Below are 19,607 nucleotides of genomic sequence, written 5' to 3' on the forward strand. Positions count from 1 at the left end.
TGCCGCCGGTGATCAGGGGTGGGCGGGGGCGGTGAAGAACTCGCGCAGGGTGGGGGCGAGCTGGTCGGGGGTCGCGAGGACGCCGTGGTCGGCGCCGGGGAGCTCGACCGTGCGGGCGCCGGGGGCGGCCGATGCCACCGCACGGGCGCCCGCGGCGAGCCAGGGCCAGGTCTGATCGCCGTGGACCGCCAGGATCGGGCGGGTCAGGGCGGCGAGGCGGGCGGTGGGTGGGGCGAGGTCGTCGCCGCAGGCGAGGGCGTCGTAGGGCAGGCCGCCGGCGTTGGCGACCAGGAAGGGCCAGTCGTCGGCGGCGCGCATCCCCGCCACCATCTCGGCGGGCACCCCGACGTTCTCCTCCAGGAACAGCGTCACCGCGGCGTCGTGCTCGCCCGCGCGCACCAGCTCCGCGAGGCGTGCGCGGGTGCCCGGGGCGGGGGCGGGCCGCGAGTCGTCGGCCAGGTACGGGGTCTCGTAGACCGCGACCCGGTCGATCGGGAGGTCGTGCATGAGACCCTCCAGCGCGAGGACTCCGCCCGAGGAGTGACCGAAAACGCTTGCCCGCCCGCCGAACTCGGCGATGACCGCGGCGAGGTCCTCGATCTCGGACCGCAGCGCGTAGTCCGCGGCGCGGTCGTCGCTGCCGCCGCGGGCGCGGCGGTCGTAGGTGATCGCGGTGAAGTCGGGCGCGAGCGCCGCGGCCAGGGCCGCGACCGTGGAGCGATCGTTGAACGCGCCGCCGAGCAGGATCACCGGGGCCCCGGAGCCGATGGCGTCGACGGCCAGCACCGTGCCGTCGCGCGAGACGACCTCGCGGGTGTTCGGGCGCGCGACATCGCCGGGGACGCCGGTCGCGGATTCGACTGTGCCGGTGGGCGATTCGGAGGCGGTGTCCTCGGCCGGGTCCGAGCCGTCGGCGGTGCGCTCGGTCGCCGGGATGGTGCCGGTGGTCGCGGCCGAGGTGGTCTCGGGGACGGCGCCGGTGCTCGCGGGCGCGCCGGACTCGTCGCCCCCGGCGTCCCGCCGCGGGATGCGGAAGGCGAGGTGGGTGGCGTCGGCGGAGTCGAGAACCCGGTAGCGCTCGAGTTCCACGATCCCGGCGGGCAGGTTGTCGAAGAGCCGGACGCCGCGGCCGAGCAGGACGGGCGCGATATGGATGTGCAGTTCGTCGACGAGGCCGGCGGCCAGGGCCTGCTGCACGATGGACGCGCCGCCGGAGACGTGCACGTCCCGGCCCGCGCCCGCCGCGCGGCACACCCGGATAGCCTGCTCGATCGCCGCGGTCACGCCGTCGGTGCAGAAGTGGAAGACGGTGCCGTCGGCCAGGATTCGCGATTCCTCCGCGCGCTGGGTGACCACGAAGACCGGCACGTGATACGGCGACTCGATGTCCCATTCCGTGCCGGCCGAATCGAACATGCGCCTGCCCAGGACGTACGCTCCGGTCCGCTCGACGCGTTCGGCGATCACCTCGGCCTCGGGATCGGTGACGGCGGTCGCGGACGTCTCGCCTGTGAGGCCGTGCTGCTCCTGCCAGACGAAGTGCTTGACGGCCCACTCGGTGACGCGATGGAAGCCTTCGTCCAGGTACGGCGGCTCGAGCGCTCCCAGGCCGCAGACGAATCCGTCCAGGGAGATGCTCATGTCGGCGCGGACGATGGGTTCGCGGGTGGTGTTCACGGTGACTCCTCGGGTTGGCTTTTCGGTGCCTTACGCGAGGTGGTCGGAGCGGTCGCCGCGATCTCTACATCGTCAGCGAAAAAACTTTCCCGGCGAGATAGCGCTGCTCAGGGGCATTGTCGGCCCGGTCGGCGGCCGCGCGATAGTCCCGGGCCGCACCCGCGCGGTCGCCCGCGAGTTCGCGCAGATGCGCGCGGGTGGCGAGCAGCCGGTGATGGCGGGCCATTCGCCGGTCCGACTCCAGCTCGGCGATGACGGCCAGCCCGGCCGCGGGTCCGAGGACCATGGCCACCGCGACCGCGCGATTGAGCGTGGTGACGGGATTGGGCGCGACGCGCTCGAGCAGGTCGTAGAGCGCGAGGATCTGCGGCCAGTCCGTGGTCTCGACGGTTTCGGCCTCGTCGTGCACGGCGGCTATCGCGGCCTGCAGCTGGTACGGGCCGACGTCCCCGCGCGCCAGCGTCGCGGTGATCAGCTCGACCCCCTCGGCGACCCGCGCGTGATCCCACAGTCCGCGATCCTGCTCGTCGAGCGGCACCAGGTCCCCGGCGGCGTCCACGCGCGCGGCCCGGCGCGCGTCGGTGAGCAGCATCAGGGCCAGCAGCCCGGCCACTTCGGCGTCCGCGGGCAGCAGCCGGAAGAGCATGCGCGCGAGTCGAATTCCCTCGTCACTGAGGTCGGGTGCCACGAGATCCGTTCCGGCGGTAGCGGTGTAGCCCTCGTTGAAGATTAGGTACAGCACGTGCAGCACCGCAGCCAGCCGGGTGGCCCGCTCGGCGGGCGCGGGCATGGCGAAGACGCGCCCCGCGGCGTCCACGGTCTGCTTGGCGCGGGAGATCCGCTGTGCCATGGTCGCTTCCGGCACCAGGAAGGCGGCCGCGAGTTGCGCGGTGCTCAGGCCGCCGACCGCGCGCAGCGTCAGCGCGATCTGGCTCGGGGGAGTCAGCGCGGGATGGCAGCACAGGAACAGCAGCGCGAGCGAATCATCGTGGGCGGGCGCGTCGCCGGGTTCGACGGTGGCGGCCGCGTCGCGTTCCTCGCGCCGGCGGCGCGCCGATTCGCCGCGCATCTCGTCGATGAGCCGCCGCTGCGCGACGGTCACCAGCCAGCCGCGCGGGTTGTCCGGCATACCCGACTCGGGCCACTGCGTGGTCGCGGCGAGCAGCGCCTCCTGGGTGGCGTCCTCGCAGGCGGCGAAGTCGCCGTAGCGCCGGACCAGGGTGGCCAGCACGCCGGGCGCGAGCTCGCGCAGAACCGATTCGACGCCCGAGCCGGTCACTGTTTCGGCGACTCGTGCAGCACCGGCCACACTTCCACCGGCGATCGATCGGCCATGGGGATGTCGGCCGCGATCTCGCGCGCCCGCTCGGCGGTCGCGACGTTCAGCAGGTAGAGGCTGGCCAGGTACTCCTTGGTCTCGAGGTAGGGCCCGTCGGTCACGACCGGCGCGCCGTCCCGGCGCAGCACGAGTTCCGCGGTGTCGGCGTCGCCGAGACCGTAGGCGCCCAGCAGTTCCCCGGTGGCGCGATAGCGCGCGTTCCACGCCTCCTGCTCGGCCACCACGCGCGGCCACTCCGCGGGCGGGATCGAATCCCATTTCTCCTGGTTGCCGTAGATGAGCAGTAGGTACTTCATGGTTCGACAAACTCCCAGATCCCACCGGGCCGGTCAACCGGCCCACGCCGGCGCCCAGGTGGCGTGTTCGCGTGACCCCTGTCACCGGTCCGCGGGCCGGATGGGATGATCGACCCATGGTGAGCCGCGCGCTGTGTATCGCTCAGGAACCAGAAGCCGATGCCCTGCTTTCATCCGATGATTTCGCCCTTTTGGTCGGAATGACGTTGGACCAGCAGTTCCCGATGGAACACGCGTTCCGGGGCCCGCAGAAGATCGCCGAGCGAATGGGCGGGTTCGACATCCGTAAAATCGCCGACGCCGATCCGGCCGAATTCGAGGAGCTGGCCGCGACGCCCCCGGCAATTCATCGGTACGGCCGTTCCATGGCCCGCCGGGTACAGGAGCTGGCTCGCTTCATCGTCGAGAACTACGACGGCAAAACCGCAGGTCTGTGGACCGAGGGCGATCCCGACGGCAAAGAAGTCCTGAAACGCCTCAAAGCCCTTCCGGGTTTCGGCGACCAGAAGGCCCGAATCTTCCTGGCGCTGTTGGGTAAACAGGACGGACTGCAAGCCCGCGGCTGGCGCGAGGCCGCCGGCGCATACGGCGAACAGAACTCCCGCCGCTCGGTCGCCGACGTCACCGACGCCGAATCCCTGGGGCAGGTGCGGGAATTCAAGAAGCAGGCCAAGGCGGCCGCCAAGGCCAAGTAGTCAAGCCCCTATCTCGATCGAATCAAGCTGGTTTTTAACCTCCTCGTTCTGCGTCGTTTGCTTGATGCTTGCCGCTATCAAGTTCGTTTCGGCAGTGGCGAGGAAGCAGTACCAATGAAGATGAGGAAGTTCGCCGGAGTTGCGGCGCTGGTAGTTACGGCGCTGGGCCTGGCCTCCGGGACCGCCGGTGCGTCCCCGGTCAAGGCTGACGAGGGCGTAATCAATTACACCCAGACCACCACCGAGACCCAGTCGATCATCAGCACCGATGCGGGCTCGCTGGTCGTCGAAGACGGAATCTTCAAGGTGAAGGCAGCCAACGGCACCGTGGTCGCCGGCACCGAATTGAACTTCCGCGTGGACGATTTCGAGTTCCCGATCGCCGCGGATATCTCGGGCAATACCGCGACCCTGACCCCCAAGTTCGATGTGGCGAGCGCGGTCTACAAGCCGGTCGCACTGCCCTACGAGAACGTGGCGCCGTGGAAGACCGAGTACGAGCGTGAGGTTGCGGCCTGGACCCGTCTCACCAGCACCATCACCCTCGGTGCGGCGGTCGGAACCCTCGTCGGTGGTATCGGCGGCGCGGCGCTGGGTTGCGCCGCTGGAGCCGCAGTCGGTCTGGCTGCGACCGCGCCGCTGGCGACTCTGTTCGGCGCGGGTCCGCTCGGTGGTTGCGTCGCCGGTGCGGCGGCGGTCGGCTTCCTCGGCACCATTGCTGGCCAGGTCTTCGTGACCGCTCCGGTCGCCATTCTGGCTGCCGCGCAGTACCTGACCACGGTGAACCAGCCTTTCACCCCGCCGGCCAAGTAATCCGGTAGTACTCCCCCGAGGGTGTCGCCACGAGAGTTCATCGTGGCGGCACCCTCGAGTCATATTCCGTTCGTGAGCCGACGTTTGTATTCCTCCGTTCCCCCTGCGGATCTGCCTGATGAGGAAAACGACAACATGCTTTCGAAGAAATTCGCCGCCACCGCGGCGTTGCTGATCGCCGCCATGGGGATTACCGCCGGTACCTCGGGCGCGGCTCCCGAAGCCCCCGCCGACCAGGGCGTGATCAACTACGCCGCCACCACCACCGACACCAGCACCATCATCCGCACCGATGCGGGCGCGATGGTCGTCGAGGACGGCGTCTTCAAGATCAAGGCCGCGAACGGGACCACCGTCGCCGGCACCGAGCTCAAGTTCCGCGTCGACGATTTCGAGTTCCCGATCGCCGCGAACATCTCGGACAACACCGCGACGCTGACCCCCGAGTACACCATCGACAAGGCCGTCTACAAGCCGGTCAACCTGCCCTTCGAGAACCAGGCCCCGTTCAAGTCCGAGTATGACCGGGAACAGGCCGCCTGGAAGCGCATGATCGACACCATCTCCATGGGCGGCACCGTCGCGACCCTGGCCGGTGGCCTCGGTGGCGCGGCTGTCGGCTGCCTCGTCGGCGGCGCTGTCGGCCTGGCCGCCAGTGCCGCGCTGACCGCCATGTTCGGCGCGCTGGGCGGCACCGTGCTCGGCTGCCTCACCGGCATCACCACGGTCGGCTTCCTGGGCACCCTCGCGGGCCAGATCTTCATCACCGCCCCGGTGGCGATCATCGCCGCGTTCAACTACTTCACCACCATCAACCAGCCCTTCGTGGCTCCGGCCAAGTAGCCGGGGCGCGTTGCCGGTCCTGCAACGTCCGGTGCGCGGGACCCCGGAACCCGCCCGGTCCTTCGGACCGGGCGGGTTTCGCGTTCCCGGGGCTCGAATCGGGGTGAGCTGAAACCTGTTCCGGGGTAGGCCGGGATGGTGGAGTGGGTAGATGGGCGAGCTGACTTCGATTCGCGGCGACGCGGATGTCTTTCCGGACGGGGCCGCGGCCGCACTCACCTCGGTGGAGGGGGTCGAGCTGCGAAAGACGTTCGCGCACTTCCCCAGTGGGATCGTGGCGGTGTGCGCGCGGATCGGCGGACAACCGCACGGGCTGGTGGTGAGCACCTTCGTGCCGGTGTCGCTGGACCCGCCGCTGGTGGCCATCTGCGTGCAGTACACCTCCGAGACCTGGCCGCGCCTGGAGAAGGCGAGCCGGCTGGGTCTGAGTCTGCTCGGGACCGGGCAGGATCAGGTCGCCAAGGAACTGAGTTCGCGCACCGGCGACCGGTTCCGGAGCGTGGATCTGCACACCGGCCACGGCAATGCCGCGTTCATCGGCGGCGCCACGATCTGGCTGGAAACCTCGGTGCACGAACAGGTTCCGGCCGGCGATCACGCCGTGGTGCTGTTGCGCGTGCATCGGCTGAGCACCCATCCCGCCACCGAACCATTGGTGTTCCACCAGAGTGGATTTCGCTCGTTGCGATCCGCATGAGCTGAAACCTGTTCTCGTAAAACCGCCGGTGCTGCACTGAAATCGCCGGGCGGCAGGCTTCGCCCGGCGTAGGTCAGTAGCTAGGCGAAAGTGGGTACCCGGTCATGTCACAGGACGAAACCGCCGGAGAACAGGTCGCGGCGGCGACCGGACGATGGTCATGGATCAGTGAGGACTGGCTGGCGGTGTTCGCCGGACTCACCCTGCTGGCCCTCGTGCTGACCGGCATCCTGCCGGACGGGCTGGTGCCGTGATGAGCGAGAAGACTGCCGATCCGGCACAGCCGCAAGAGGAATCGCTCGTGAAGTCCGCCGAGGCGAGTGCCGCGGCAACCGAGACGGCCGCCACCGCCGATGATCCGGCGCGTGGCAATCGCATCGCCCTGGCCGTCGCGGGCATCGCCGTGGTCGTGGTGCTCGGTGCGATCACCCGCTATCTGGAGGTCAACGCACCCAAGTGGGCGGTCGACACCCCGTTCGAGAAGATCGCCAAGAGCGTCGAATACCCCATCTACGCCATCATTCTCGGCCTGCTCGGCAACGCCCTGCTCTGGAAACTCGGCCTGCGCGAACGCCTGTCGGCCGGTTTCCGCACCGAGTTCTTCATCAAGACCGGGGTGGTCCTGCTCGGCGCGTCCATCAATCTGAAGATTCTGGCCACGGCCGCCGGTCCCGCGATTCTGCAGGCGCTGCTGCTCATCACCGCGGTCTTCGGCTTCACCTGGTGGTTCGGCGGCGTGCTCGGCATCGATGATCGCCTGCGCGCGCTGCTGGCCTCGGCGGTCTCCATCTGCGGGGTGAGCGCGGCGATCGCCGCGGCGGGCGCGGTGCAGGCCAAGCGCGAGCAGCTCGCCTACGCGGCGTCCATGGTGGTCATCTTCGCGCTGCCCTCCATCTTCCTGCTGCCGTGGCTGGCCGACGTCTTCGGTCTGTCGGACGCGGTGGCGGGCGCTTGGATCGGCGGCAACATCGACACCACCGCGGCCGTCGCGGCCGCGGGCGCGCTGGCGGGCGAGGAGTCGCTGCAGATCGCCACCATCGTCAAGACCACGCAGAACGCGCTGATCGGCCTGGTCGCCATCGCCCTGACCGCGTACTTCGCCCTGCGGGTGGACCGCACCGGCACCGCGCAACGCCCGACCATCGGCGAATTCTGGGCGCGTTTCCCGAAGTTCGTGCTCGGCTTCATCGCCGCCTCGGTGATCGGCACGCTGTACTCCCAGTACGCGGACAAGCCCAAGCCGGCGCTCGCCACGGTGAACGATCTGCGGACCTGGTTCCTGATCTTCGCCTTCGTCTCCATCGGCCTCGCGTTCTCCGCCAGGGGAATTCGTGAGGCGGGCCCGCGGCCCATCGTGGTCTTCGGCGCCGCGACGCTCGTGAATCTGGCGGTGGGCCTGGGACTTTCGGTCCTGCTGTTCCACAATTTCCAGCCCTGATCCACCGCCGCCGGTCCGGGTTGAACTCACGATGATCCGGACCGGCGACACCGGCCGCGCGGCTTCGTAACGTCATCGGCACCATCCAGAGCGACCGAGAGACCTGGCTCGCAGAAGTCGCAGCGACCCCCCGGGCTCCCGGGCGCGGGTGCTTCGGTCAGGACCGATGGAGGACCGTTCGATGAAGTTCCTGCTGCTGACACTGATCACGCACACCCCCGATCCCGTCACCGGCGTCACCGAGACCGCGCGTCAGCGCCTGCGCCGCGTCGTCGACAGCGCGCGCCTGGCCGAGGATCTCGGTTACGACGGCTTCGCGGTGGGCGAGCGGCACGAGGATCCCTTCATCTCGGCCGCGCCGCCGGTGGTGCTGAGCCATATCGCGGCCGTCACCTCCCGCATCGCGCTGTTCACCGGCGTCACCACGCTGAGCCTGCTGGATCCGGTGCGTGCCTTCGAGGATTACTCCACGCTGGACAATCTCTCCGACGGCCGCCTCGAACTGATCATCGGCAAGGGCAACGGCGCGGCTCAGGCCCAGCTGTTCCACGTCACCGTCGAGGATCAGTGGGAGCGCAATCGGGAGGGCTACGAACTCTTCCGGCGGCTCTGGGAACACGACAGCGTCACCTGGGCCGGAAAGTTCCGCCCGTCGCTGACCGCGGCCAAGGCGCTGCCGCGCCCGTTCCAGCCGCGTCTGCGGATCTGGCACGGCAGCGCGACCAGTCACGAGTCCGCGGATTACGCCGCGCGCCACGGTGATCCGCTGTTCTCGGCGAACGTCACCAATCCGGTCGAGCCGTACGCCGAGTTGGTCGCGCACTATCGCGAGCGCTGGGCCGCGTACGGGCACGACCCGGCGGCGGCCCTGGTCGGCGCGGGCACCGCGGGCTTCCTGGTGGCCCGCGACTCGCAGGAGGCCGTCGACGCGTACCGCCCGCTGTTCGCCGCCCGGCAGGCCGCGGCGCGAAAGTTCGGCGCCCCCATCGTTTTCGACACCATCGAGGATTTCGTCGAGCGTTCCTCGGCGCTGATCGGCAGTCCGGCGCAGGTGCTGGACAAGCTGCACCGCTATCACGAGGCGCTCGGGCACGAGGTGGTTCACCTCGGCGCCGACGGCGACGGCCGCACCGACAAGCAGCATCGCGAAAGCCTCGAACTGTTCCAGGCGGAGGTGGCGCCCGAACTGCGCCATCACATTCCGAGCCGTCCGCTCGGCGCCGATCGTTACCCCTCCGGAGACCCTCAGTGAAACGTTCCCTCGCCCTCGCCGGCACCGTAGCCGCCGCCCTGTCCCTCGCCGCGTGCGGAGGGGCGGACAGCGGCAGCGGGGAGCCGTCGGGACCGCCACAGCCCGGCGGCACCCTGCGCTACGGTCTGTCGACGGCTCCGACGTGCTCGGATCCCGCGCAGTCGGCGACGAACCAGACCATCTACGTCACCCGGCAGGTCGTCGATTCGCTGACCGACCAGGATCCCGAGACCGGCAGGATCACGCCGTGGCTGGCCTCGTCGTGGTTCGTGAGCCAGGACGCCAAGACGTTCCGCTTCCAGCTGCGCGAGGGCGTCACCTTCAGCGACGGGTCCCCGCTCACCGCGGATTCGGTGGCGAAGAATTTCGACTCGATCGTCGCGCTGGGTGGCGCCAAGGCGCCACTGGCGGCGAGCTATCTCTCCGGATACGCCGGCAGCAAGGCGGTCGACGCGCGCACCGTGCAGGTCGATTTCAACACGCCCAATTCGCAATTCCTGCAGGCGACCTCGACGCCGCAGCTGGGTATCCAGGGCGAGGCCACCCTCGCCAAGTCGGCCGACGACCGCTGCCTGGGCGGCAATGTCGGCAGCGGTCCGTTCACCTACGCGGAGTGGAAGCAGGGCGCCTCGGCGACCCTGGCCAAGCGGATCGGATACAACTGGGGCTCCGCCGTTTTCGCCACCCAGGGCGAGGCGTACCTGGACAAGATCGTTTTCACGGTGGTCCCGGAGTCGGGGGTGCGCACCGGCAGCCTGGCCTCGGGCCAGCTCGACGCCATCAGTGACGCGCTGCCGCAGGATGTTCCGCAGCTCGAGTCCGCGGGCGCCCGGGTGCAGTTCACCTCCAACCCCGGACTGCCGTTCGGCCTGCAGCCCAACGTGACCCGCGGACCGTTCACCGACCCGGCCGTGCGCGCGGCCCTGCTGACCGCCATCAACCGCCAGGAACTGGTGGACACCGTGCTCGGTCCGCAGTTCAAGACCGCGAGCAGCGTATTGGCTTCGCGCACTCCGGGGTACGCCGATCTGTCGGCGCGGCTGCGGTTCGATCAGGACGCCGCGAAGCAGATCCTCGAGAAAGCCGGCTGGGTGCCGGGAGCCGATGGCGTCCGCGTCAAGGATGGGCAGCGCCTGTCCGCCGCGGTGACCTTCGCCCCGGCGTTCGCGGGCAATCAGGCGATTCTGGAGCTGACCCAGCAGCAGTTGCGCGGCATCGGCTTCGACCTGAAGCTGGAGCAGGTCTCGGTGGCGGAGTCCACCGCCAGGCAGAACACCAAGAACTTCGACCTGAACTACTACAACACCACCCGCGCCGACGGTGACATCCTGCGCACCACGTTCGGGGTCGACCAGCGCAACCTCAACGGCCGCGGCCCGAACGCGAAGCTGGACGCGCTGCTGAGCGGTCAGCTCTCGGCGACCGATCCGGCCGAGCGCAATCGCCTGCTGAACGAGGCACAGGGCGCGGTGCTCGACGAGGGCCTGTGGATTCCCACGGTGGAGCTGTCCCAGGCCATCGGGGTCGGCGGCAAGGTCGCGGACCTGAAGTTCGAGGCCTCGGCCCGACTGCAGTTCCACGACACCTGGATCCAGCGGTAACGCCGTGCGCCGCTACGTGATCGGCCGAGTCCTGCAGGCGGCGGGGGTGCTCTGGGCGGCGTTCAGCCTGTCCTTCGTGGTGCTGTACCTGCTGCCCTCGGATCCGGTGGAGCTGGTCGCCAACGCCACCCCGGGTACGCCGATCGACGCCGCGGCGCTGGACGAACTGCGCGCGAGATACGGCCTGGATCAACCGGTCTGGGTCCAGTACTGGACGGCGATCTCGCACGCGGTGCGCGGCGACCTCGGCCACTCCGTCGGCACGGGGCAGTCGGTCACCGGCGCACTCGCCGACGCGCTGCCCTCCACACTGGCCCTGGCGAGCACCGCCCTGCTGTTCGCGGTGATCGGCGGTGTCGCCCTGGCGCTGGCCGCCTCCTACACCGAGCGGGGATGGCTGCGCGGACTGCTGACCTCCCTACCGCCGCTGGGCGCGTCCATGCCCACCTTCTGGGTGGGATTGATTCTGCTGCAGGTGTTCTCGTTCCAGCTGCGGCTGGTCCCCGCGTTCGGCGGGACCGGGTTCACCGGGACGGTGCTCCCGGCGCTCACCCTGGCCATCCCGGTGGGCGCGGTCATCGCCCAGGTGCTGTACGCCGGCCTCGTCACCACCTGGCGACAACCCTTCGTGGAGGTCGCCTTCGCCAAGGGCGCGTCGCGCTGGTGGGTGCAGCTGCGCCACGTGCTGCGGCCCGCCGCCGGGCCGGCGCTGACGGTCTCGGGCCTGTGGGTGGGCACCGTGCTGGCCGGTTCGGTCGTGGTCGAGACGGTGTTCGCGCGCAACGGTATCGGCCGGCTCACCCAGGAAGCGGTGCTCATGCAGGACATTCCGGTGGTGCTGGGGATCGTCACCCTGGCCGCCCTGGTCTTCGTGAGCGTGAACCTGCTGATCGACCTCATTCTCCCGCTACTGGATCCCCGTGTGGTCCAGCACCGTTCGAGCAAGGAGCGCGCCCGTGTCTGACCCAGGATTCTCCACCTTCGTCGTCCCCGCCCTGCCCGCCCCGCGCCCGCTGCGCGCGGTCGTGACCCGGCTGCGTTCCCGGTGGCGTGGCACGAGCGACAGCGGCGACACCGGCTTCCGTTCGCGCCGCCGCGTGCTGCTCCTGTCGCACGCCCTCGTCGACACCGGTATGGGGTACTGGTACACCGATTGGGCGATCGTCGATGACTGACGCCCTCGCCGGGTACGAAGCGCCCGGTGTCGCGGAAAGTCGCACGGCCGAGCGTGATTCGCGCTTCGCGTCGTGGTCGCTGCGCGGGAACCTGGGCCTGCTGGCCGCCGCGGGAGTCCTGCTGCTGGTGCTCGGCTGGGCCGTGGCGCCGGGGCTGTTCGCCTCGGGCGATCCGCTGACCGGCGTACCGGCGCAGAAGTTCCGGCCGCCGAGCGCCGAACACTGGTTCGGCACCGACAATCTGGGCCGCGACCTCTACACCCGGGTCGTGCACGCGGCCGCGCTCTCGCTCAGCGCCACGGTCTTCGCGGTGCTCATCGGCCTGGTCGTCGGCGCGCTCGTCGGGCTGGTGGCGGGGGCCGTGGGCGGGGTGGTGGACACCGTGCTGTCCCGGGCGATCGACGTGCTGCTGGCGATTCCGGAGCTGCTGCTCTCGCTGGCCGCGGTGACCGTGCTCGGCGCGGGCACCACGAACGTGGCCATCGCCGTCGGGATCGCGCTGGTCGCCCGCTTCGCCCGCGTCATGCGCGCGGAGGTGCTGCGGGTGCGGCGCGCGCCCTACGTGGAGGCCGCCTTCGCCGCCGGCGTGCGGTGGCCCACCGTGCTGTTCAGGCATGTCCTGCGCAACGCCTACGGGCCGGTGGCCGCGCTGGCGGCGATCGAGTTCGGGGTGGCGGTGCTCGCGATCGCCTCGCTCAGCTTCCTCGGCTACGGCGCGGTGCCGCCCACCCCGGAATGGGGTTCGCTCATCGCCGAGAGCCGGAACTTCCTGGCGACGGCCTGGTGGCTCACCACCCTGCCCGGTCTGGTGATCATCGCCCTGGTGCTGTCCACCCAGCGGATCTCCCGCGCGATCAGCGGGGACAACGTCCGATGAGCGCGGCACTGCTGCGCGTCGAGGGCCTGCGCGTGGAATATCGCGGCAGCACCGGGACCACGGTCGCGGTGCACGACGTCGCGCTCCGGGTCGAGCGCGGGGAAACCCTGGCCCTGGTGGGGGAGTCGGGCTCCGGCAAGTCGACCCTGGCGCACGCGGTGATCGGGCTGCTCACCGGCGGCGAGATCACCGGTGGCGAAGTGGAATTCGCGGGCGAGCGACTCGATCGGGCGCCGCGGCGGGCGCTGCAGCGCATTCGCGGGGCGCGCATCGGGCTGGTGCCGCAGGATCCGGGCACGTCGCTGAATCCGGTGCTGCGCATCGGCGATCAGATCGCCGAGGTGCTGCGCATCCACGGTCGCGCGGACCGGCGCACGGCCGCCGCCGAGGCCGTGCGCATCCTGGAGCAGGCCGGGCTCGATCGCCCCGAGGTGCGCGCCCGGCAGTATCCCCAGGACCTCTCCGGCGGGCAGCGCCAGCGGGTGCTCATCGGGATCGCGCTGGCCTGCGGCCCGGAACTGGTGATCGCCGACGAGCCGACCAGCGCACTGGACGTGACGGTGCAGCGCCGCATTCTGGACCACCTGGCCGCGCGCACCGCGGAGTCGGGCACGTCGGTGCTGCTCATCACCCACGATCTGGGCGTCGCCGCCGAACGCGCCGACCGCATCGCGGTGATGCGGCAGGGCCGGATCGTCGAGATCGGCGACACCGCAACGGTGTTGCGCGATCCCCGGCACGAGTACACCCGGCGGCTCATCGCGGCCGCGCCGGGACTGGAACTCGACGGATACGGCGGCGAGACCGGCCCGCGCGATGCGGGATCGAAAGCGGCTGAGCCCGCGGGGGTTTCGGCGGCCGGGGCGGTGGCGAAGTCCTCCGCGGCATCGCGGACCACCTCGGGCGTGAGCCGTGGTGCCGGACCCTCGGCGTCGCCGGCCCCGCTGCTCACCGCCACCGGCCTGCGCAAGTCCTTCGACATCGCGCGCGGGGTATCGCTCGCGGCCGTCGCGGACGTCTCGCTCACCATCGGGCGGGGCGAAACCCTGGCCGTGGTGGGCGAATCCGGGTCCGGCAAGTCGACCACCGCGCGCCTGATCGCCCGGCTGGAGACGCCCGACGCGGGCACCGTCACCTTCGACGGGCAGGACATCGGCGGGCTGCGCGGGACGGCGCTGCGCGCGCTGCGCCGCCGCATCCAGGTCGTCTACCAGAACCCGTACGTGTCCCTGAATCCGAAGCTGACCGTGGGGCGCATCATCGCGGAACCGTTGCAGGCCTTCGGAATCGGTGACCGGCGGTCGCGGCGGGAGGACGTCGCCGCCCTGCTGGGGCAGGTCGCGTTGCCCGCCGCGTACGCCGCGCGCCGACCGGCCGAACTCTCCGGCGGCCAGCGCCAGCGGGTCGCCATCGCGCGGGCCCTGGCGCTGCGGCCGGAACTGCTGGTGCTGGACGAACCCGTGTCCGCGCTCGACGTCTCGGTGCAGGCACAGATCCTGGAACTGCTGGAGGGCCTGCGCTCCGAGCTGGGCCTGGCCTACCTGTTCATCTCGCACGATCTGGCCGTCGTGCGCAGGCTCGCGCACCGGGTCGCGGTCATGCGCGACGGAACCATCGTCGAAACCGCCGCCACCGCCGATCTTTTCGGCGATCCGCGGCACGAATACACCCGCGAGCTGCTCGCGGCGGTACCCCGCGCCCGGAGCGCCGTCGCGCCCGCGCGCCCGGACGCCGCGCCCGAGCTCGCCCCCCTCGTCGAAAGGACGGCGTGATGCCGCGCTTCACCCCGCTGCTGCTCGGACTGGAACTGCCCGGCACCGGCACGCACCCGGCTTCCTGGCGGCGCGCGGACTCGCGCGCGGAGGAACTCTTCACCCCCGGCTACTGGGTGGACGCCCTGCGCGCCGCCGACGCCGCGGGCATCGACCTCGCCTTCATCCCGGATTCGTACGCGGCATCGACCGGCCGGCCCGGCGCGGGCGCGACCGGTCAGCCCGGCGCGGGGGTGCTCGGCAGTCTCGACGCCGTCGCCATCGCCGCCCGGGCGGCCGCGGTGACCGAGCGCATCGGCCTGGTGCCGCAGGCGCCCGTCACCCACACCGAGCCGTTCCATCTCTCCAAAGCCGTTGCGAGCCTGGACTTCGCGAGCCTCGGCCGGGCGGGCTGGGAGGTCACCGTCGCCGCCGACGGCGAGGCGCGGCTGTTCGGGCGCAAGGCGGAACAGGATGCCCGCTCCCGCTGGCACGAAGCCGACGAGGCGATCGAGGTGGTGACCGCGCTCTGGGACAGCTGGGAGGACGACGCCGAGATCCGCGACGCCCCGACCGGCCGCTTCATCGACCGGGACAAGCTGCACTACATCGACTTCACCGGCGACAACTTCTCGGTGAAGGGCCCCTCCATCACCCCGCGCCCGCCGCAGGGCCAGCCCCTGGTGACCGTGCGGGCCGCCGACACGCCCAGCGCCCGCGTGGCGGTGCACCGCGCGGACATCGTGCGCATCGCCGCGGCGGATCTCGCCACCGCGGCGGCCGTGCGCACCGAACTCCGCACCGCGGCCGCCGCCGCGGGCCGCGATCCCCAGCGGCTGCGCGTGCTGCTGGACATCGACGTCCACCTTGCCGAGACCGCCGACGCGGCGGCCGCGGGCGTCGCCGAACTCGAGGACTGGTTCGCTACACCCGCGCCCGCCACCGTGTTCCACATCGGCACGGCCGCCGAGCTCAACGAGCTGCTGCGGCAGGTCGAAATCGACTGTGCCGCCGACGGTGTGGTGCTGCGGCCGCTCGCGCTGCCCGCCGTGCTCGAGTACCTGCCGCTGATCGCGCCGCCGACGCCCGGCCCCGCGGAGTCAGGCGCGGACGGCGCCCGCACCCTGCGCTCCCGGCTCGGCCTGCCGCGCCCCGTCAACCGCTACGCCACCGCCTGAGGAGAGTCATGCCGGAACAGCCGATACGCAAGCGGATCCACCTCGCCGCGCACTTCCCGGGCGTCAATCACAACACCGTCTGGACCGACCCGCGCTCGGGCAGCCAGATCGACTTCAAGAACTTCGTGCACCTGGCGCGCACCGCCGAGCGCGGCAGGTTCGACTTCTTCTTCCTCGCCGAGGGCCTGCGACTGCGCGAGCACCTGGACCGGATCCACGATCTGGACGTGGTGGGCCGGCCGGACACCTTCACCGTGCTCAACGCCCTCGCCGCGGTCACCACGCACCTCGGCCTGGCGGGCACCATCAACACCACCTACAACGAACCCTTCGAGCTGGCACGGCAATTCGCGTCGCTCGACCATCTCTCCGGCGGGCGCGCGGCCTGGAACGCCGTCACCTCGTCCGACGCCTTCACCGGCGAGAACTTCCGGCGCGGCGGCTATCTGGAGCACGCCAAGCGCTACACCCGCGCCGCCGAGGTGATCGATGCGACCCGGGCGCTGTGGGACAGCCCGCCCGCCGCCGGACCGGTGGTCGACCGTGCGCGCGGCGTCTTCGCCCCGCCCCCGGCCACGGTGCGCCTGCGCAGCGACCAGTTCGACATCGAGGCCGAGTTCGCGCTCCCGCGCAGTCCGCAGGGCTACCCGGTGCAGATCCAGGCGGGCGATTCGGACGAGGGCCGCGAATTCGCCGCCGCCAAGGCCGATGTCATCTTCAGCGCGCACGGTGAACTCGAGGACGGACAGCGCTTCTACCGGGACGTCAAGGACCGGCTCGCCAAGTACGGTCGCCGGCGCGAGGATCTGAAGATCATGCCCGCCGCGGGCTTCGTGCTCGGCGACACCGCCGCCGACGCGGCCGAGAACGCCCGCGTGATCCGCCGCGGCCAGGTGACCCCGCAGACCGCGATCGCCTTCCTGGAACAGGTGTGGGGCCGGGACCTGTCCGCCTACGACCCGGACGGCCCGCTCCCGGACATCGATCCGGTCGACAACGTGAACATCACCCGCGGCCGGGTCCGGCACGCCCGCGATCCGCTGGCGGTCGCGCAGGCGTGGCGCGCCAAGGCCGAGGCCGAGAACCTCAGCATCCGCGAGCTGATCATCGCGACCACCGCGCGCCAGCAGTTCGTGGGCACCCCCCGCGAGGTCGCGCTGTCGATCGACAACCACGTGCAATCCGATGCCGCCGACGGCTTCGTCCTGGTCCCGCACCTGACCCCCGGCGGCCTGGACGAGTTCGTGGACAAGGTGGTCCCCGAGCTCCAGGAACTCGGCACCTTCCGCACCGAGTACACCGGCACGACCCTGCGCGACCACCTCGGCCTGCGCCACCCCCACCTCGACGCCGAAGGGGTTCGCGCGTCCTGACCGCCGCGGTGTGATCGGGGGGCGAAACACGGTGCGGCGAAATAATTCACGATGAGCGGGACCCGCGACACCGGCCGCCCGCCTTCGTAGCGTCGAAGCTGTCGCTATCACCGGAGTCCCGGTGCCGAACCATCCGTCGTCCCCGGCGCACCGCCCGCCGATTCCGGACCGCGGGGGTCGCCGGAACTCCGCACCGAGTACACCCCGCGCGCGACCACCTCGGTTGCGCCCCCATTCTCGGCACCGAAGGAGCACGTGCGTCATGACCGCAACCGTCACCGAATTCGAACAGCAGTGGGTCACCTGGCGCGCGGAGCGACAGGAGTGGGCCCGGCAGCCGCTGGGCTGGCTCAGCCTCACGGGGCTGCACTGGCTCGGCGCCACCGAGGAAGTGATCGACGGCCTGCCCGGGCGCTGGCGCGCCGAGGGCGAGCACGTCTACGTACGGGCCGGCGCGGGCGACGAATTGCGGTTTGACGGAGCCGAATTGGACGGCGAGGTCGAGTTCACGCCGGGTGAGGGCAAGCCGGGGCTCGAGGTGCGCGCGGGCGACCGCGTCATCGAGATCATCCGCCGCACCAAGCAGTACGCGCTGCGCGTGCACGACCCGGCGGCCCCGGCCCTGGCCGCGTTCACCGAGATCCCGGTCTACCCGGTCGATCCGCGCTGGACGGTGCTCGGCCGCTTCGAGCCGTTCGAGGTGGCGCGGGTGGTCACCACCGGAGCCGTCGTCGACGGGCTCGAACACCACCACGTCGCGACCGGCACCGTCACCTTCGAACTCGGTGGACTCGAGCACCGGCTCATCGTCTTCGGCAACCAGACCTTCGGCCTGCACCTGCTGTTCACCGACGGCACCAGCGGCGTCACCACCTACGGCGGCGCCCGCCGGCTCGACATTCCCCGCCCCGCCCCCGACGGCACCCTGACCCTGGACTTCAACCGGACCGTCAATCTGCCCTGCGCTTTCACCGACTACGCGACCTGCCCCATCGCCCCCGCGCAGAATCGCCTGCCGCTGGAACTCGAAGCGGGCGAGCGGGATCCGGGGAAAGCGACAGCGGCATGACCATCCCGCTGTCGGTCCTGGACCTGTCGCCGATCAGCGCGGGATCCGATGCCCGCCAGGCGTTGCGCAACACCATCGACCTGGCGCGCAACGCCGAACGCTGGGGCTACCGCCGGTACTGGATCGCCGAGCATCATTTCGTCGCGGTGGCGAGTTCGGCGCCCACGACCCTCGTCGCGCTGATCGCCGCGGCCACCGAGTCCATCCGGGTCGGGACGGCGGCGGTGCTGCTGGGGCATCACACCAGCGCGGCGGTGGTGGAGGCGTTCGGCACGGTGGACGCCCTGCATCCCGGCCGCCTGGATCTGGGCCTGGGCCGATCGGGTCATCGCGGTGAGCAGTTGCGCTCGGCGGGCGTGCGACCGGTGCCGAATCCGGAGCGGCGCACCGAGGTCCGGGACGGCGTGGTGATCCCGCCGCCGTTCATCCCGGGGCAGCTGCTGGACACCAGCCGGATCGCCGCGGGCCTCGAGGCGCTGCACCTGCCGGGGTCGCGGCCGCTGCCCTACAGCGAACAGGTGCAGCAGATCCGCGATCTGCTGACCGGCCACTACACCGGCACCGACGGCGTGCACCTGCGCGCGGTCCCCGGTGAGGGCGCGGACGTGCAGCCGTGGCTGTTCGGCAGCAGCGGCGGCGAAAGCGCGCAGCTGGCGGGGGAATTGGGGCTGCCGTTCGCCGCCAACTACCACGTCTCACCCGGCACGATCGTGGAGACCGTGCAGGCGTACCGCGACGCCTTCCGGCCCTCGGAGCGCTATCCCCGCCCGTACCTGGTGGTTTCGGCCGACGTGGTGGTCGCCGAGGACGACGCCACCGCCCGGCACCTGGCCTCCACCTACCCGCACTGGGTCTACAGCATTCGCAGCGGAGAGGGCGCGGCCGAGTACCTCGACCCGGACACCGCCCCGCCGCTGTCGGACCATCAGCGCCGGCTGGTCGGCGACCGGGTCGCCACCCAGTTCGTCGGCGCTCCCGGCACCGTCGCCGCGCGCCTGCACGCGTTGCGCGAGTTCACCGGTGCGGACGAACTCGTCGTCACCAGCGTCACCCACCGCCACGAGGATCGGCTCACCTCGCACCGCCTGCTGGCGCGCGAGTGGGGCCTGACCCACGTCAAGGCGGCCTGAGCTCTCACCTCGCTCTCGGGGAAGGGGACTCCAGCGCGAGCGAGGTGAGAACGGCTGCGCGACAGGGCCGAGCGCAGCCGAGCCCGGGGCCGGGCCCGGACCGTGGACCGTCCGGGCCCGGCTTCGGTGCCGTCGCAGGTTCTGCACCGGGGCGACGTGGCCGAAGGTCGAAGCCTCGGAGCGGCACACCGAAGTCCCGGAATTCGCAACGCCGCAGCGCCCGGGGACCATCGCAACGCCGCAGTGCCGGAACATCCGGGCGGGTGCAGCCCGGAGTATCGCAGCGCCGAAAGTCGATGGCCGCGAACGCTGTAGCCGTGGTCGACGACCCTTCGGCCTCGTGGCAGTCGCGACGCCGAACAGTCGCGCGGTGTGTCTTCGGGCTCAGCGATGTAGATCTCGG

19 protein-coding genes are annotated in these 19,607 nt (G+C 70.9%); 16 read left to right on the top strand and 3 right to left on the bottom strand.

The features are described 5' to 3' along the window. Nucleotides 1-12 precede the first annotated feature (12 nt). The 3 genes from ACWDOP_RS20975 to ACWDOP_RS20985 form a co-directional block, all read right to left on the bottom strand. A complete protein-coding gene (locus ACWDOP_RS20975) occupies nt 13-1,677 on the bottom strand; it encodes an alpha/beta fold hydrolase (protein WP_456346414.1) in 1,665 nt (554 codons plus the stop codon). 64 nt (nt 1,678-1,741) lie between these two features. Next, nucleotides 1,742-2,956, bottom strand: coding sequence for an RNA polymerase sigma factor (locus tag ACWDOP_RS20980; protein WP_456346415.1), 1,215 nt, complete (start codon nt 2,954-2,956; stop codon nt 1,742-1,744). Continuing rightward, nucleotides 2,953-3,312 (bottom strand): YciI family protein, encoded by a 360-nt coding sequence (locus ACWDOP_RS20985; protein ID WP_456346416.1) that lies wholly within the window; start codon nt 3,310-3,312, stop codon nt 2,953-2,955. Before ACWDOP_RS20985 ends, ACWDOP_RS20980 begins: the two co-directional genes overlap by 4 nt. Nucleotides 3,313-3,431: 119 nt before the next feature. Here ACWDOP_RS20985 and ACWDOP_RS20990 point away from each other — a divergent pair, with 119 nt between their 5' ends. From ACWDOP_RS20990 to ACWDOP_RS21065, 16 genes are all read left to right on the top strand, one after another. Then, nucleotides 3,432-4,007, top strand: a complete 576-nt coding sequence (locus tag ACWDOP_RS20990) for an HhH-GPD-type base excision DNA repair protein (protein ID WP_456346449.1) — start codon at nt 3,432-3,434, stop codon at nt 4,005-4,007. A gap of 114 nt (nt 4,008-4,121) precedes the next feature. After that, on the top strand, nt 4,122-4,820 hold the full coding sequence (locus tag ACWDOP_RS20995; RefSeq protein ID WP_456346417.1) for a hypothetical protein: 699 nt from the start codon (nt 4,122-4,124) through the stop codon (nt 4,818-4,820). 135 nt (nt 4,821-4,955) lie between these two features. Next, nucleotides 4,956-5,663: a hypothetical protein gene (locus ACWDOP_RS21000; RefSeq protein ID WP_456346418.1), complete on the top strand. Its 708-nt coding sequence runs from the start codon at nt 4,956-4,958 to the stop codon at nt 5,661-5,663. Nucleotides 5,664-5,814: 151 nt separating this feature from the next. After that, entirely contained in the window at nt 5,815-6,360 is a 546-nt protein-coding gene (locus tag ACWDOP_RS21005) for a flavin reductase family protein (protein ID WP_456346419.1), read from the top strand. 104 nt (nt 6,361-6,464) lie between these two features. Then, the gene (locus ACWDOP_RS21010) at nt 6,465-6,614 is read left to right on the top strand and encodes a hypothetical protein (RefSeq protein ID WP_454208499.1); all 150 of its coding nucleotides are present in this window, start codon (nt 6,465-6,467) and stop codon (nt 6,612-6,614) included. Then, on the top strand, nt 6,614-7,798 hold the full coding sequence (locus ACWDOP_RS21015; protein WP_456346420.1) for a YeiH family protein: 1,185 nt from the start codon (nt 6,614-6,616) through the stop codon (nt 7,796-7,798). Before ACWDOP_RS21010 ends, ACWDOP_RS21015 begins: the two co-directional genes overlap by 1 nt. A 181-nt stretch (nt 7,799-7,979) precedes the next feature. After that, complete coding sequence (locus tag ACWDOP_RS21020; RefSeq protein WP_456346421.1) at nt 7,980-9,050, top strand: LLM class flavin-dependent oxidoreductase; 1,071 nt, start codon at nt 7,980-7,982, stop codon at nt 9,048-9,050. Beyond that, a complete protein-coding gene (locus ACWDOP_RS21025; protein WP_456346422.1) occupies nt 9,047-10,651 on the top strand; it encodes an ABC transporter substrate-binding protein in 1,605 nt (534 codons plus the stop codon). The genes ACWDOP_RS21020 and ACWDOP_RS21025 overlap by 4 nt, the downstream gene beginning before the upstream one ends. Before the next feature lie 4 nt (nt 10,652-10,655). Continuing rightward, nucleotides 10,656-11,615: an ABC transporter permease gene (locus ACWDOP_RS21030; RefSeq protein WP_456346423.1), complete on the top strand. Its 960-nt coding sequence runs from the start codon at nt 10,656-10,658 to the stop codon at nt 11,613-11,615. After that, nucleotides 11,608-11,826 (top strand): hypothetical protein, encoded by a 219-nt coding sequence (locus ACWDOP_RS21035; RefSeq protein WP_456346424.1) that lies wholly within the window; start codon nt 11,608-11,610, stop codon nt 11,824-11,826. The genes ACWDOP_RS21030 and ACWDOP_RS21035 overlap by 8 nt, the downstream gene beginning before the upstream one ends. Then, nucleotides 11,819-12,703, top strand: coding sequence for an ABC transporter permease (locus tag ACWDOP_RS21040; protein ID WP_456346425.1), 885 nt, complete (start codon nt 11,819-11,821; stop codon nt 12,701-12,703). Before ACWDOP_RS21035 ends, ACWDOP_RS21040 begins: the two co-directional genes overlap by 8 nt. Beyond that, complete coding sequence (locus ACWDOP_RS21045; RefSeq protein WP_456346426.1) at nt 12,700-14,475, top strand: dipeptide ABC transporter ATP-binding protein; 1,776 nt, start codon at nt 12,700-12,702, stop codon at nt 14,473-14,475. The genes ACWDOP_RS21040 and ACWDOP_RS21045 overlap by 4 nt, the downstream gene beginning before the upstream one ends. Next, on the top strand, nt 14,475-15,632 hold the full coding sequence (locus ACWDOP_RS21050; protein ID WP_456346427.1) for an LLM class flavin-dependent oxidoreductase: 1,158 nt from the start codon (nt 14,475-14,477) through the stop codon (nt 15,630-15,632). Before ACWDOP_RS21045 ends, ACWDOP_RS21050 begins: the two co-directional genes overlap by 1 nt. An 8-nt stretch (nt 15,633-15,640) precedes the next feature. After that, nucleotides 15,641-17,005, top strand: a complete 1,365-nt coding sequence (locus ACWDOP_RS21055; protein WP_456346428.1) for an NtaA/DmoA family FMN-dependent monooxygenase — start codon at nt 15,641-15,643, stop codon at nt 17,003-17,005. 262 nt (nt 17,006-17,267) lie between these two features. After that, on the top strand, nt 17,268-18,074 hold the full coding sequence (locus ACWDOP_RS21060) for a DUF1684 domain-containing protein (protein ID WP_454208487.1): 807 nt from the start codon (nt 17,268-17,270) through the stop codon (nt 18,072-18,074). Further along, nucleotides 18,071-19,204, top strand: a complete 1,134-nt coding sequence (locus ACWDOP_RS21065) for an LLM class flavin-dependent oxidoreductase (RefSeq protein ID WP_454208486.1) — start codon at nt 18,071-18,073, stop codon at nt 19,202-19,204. The genes ACWDOP_RS21060 and ACWDOP_RS21065 overlap by 4 nt, the downstream gene beginning before the upstream one ends. Nucleotides 19,205-19,607 lie beyond the last annotated feature (403 nt).

This window comes from Nocardia sp. NPDC003693, from assembly GCF_053981095.1.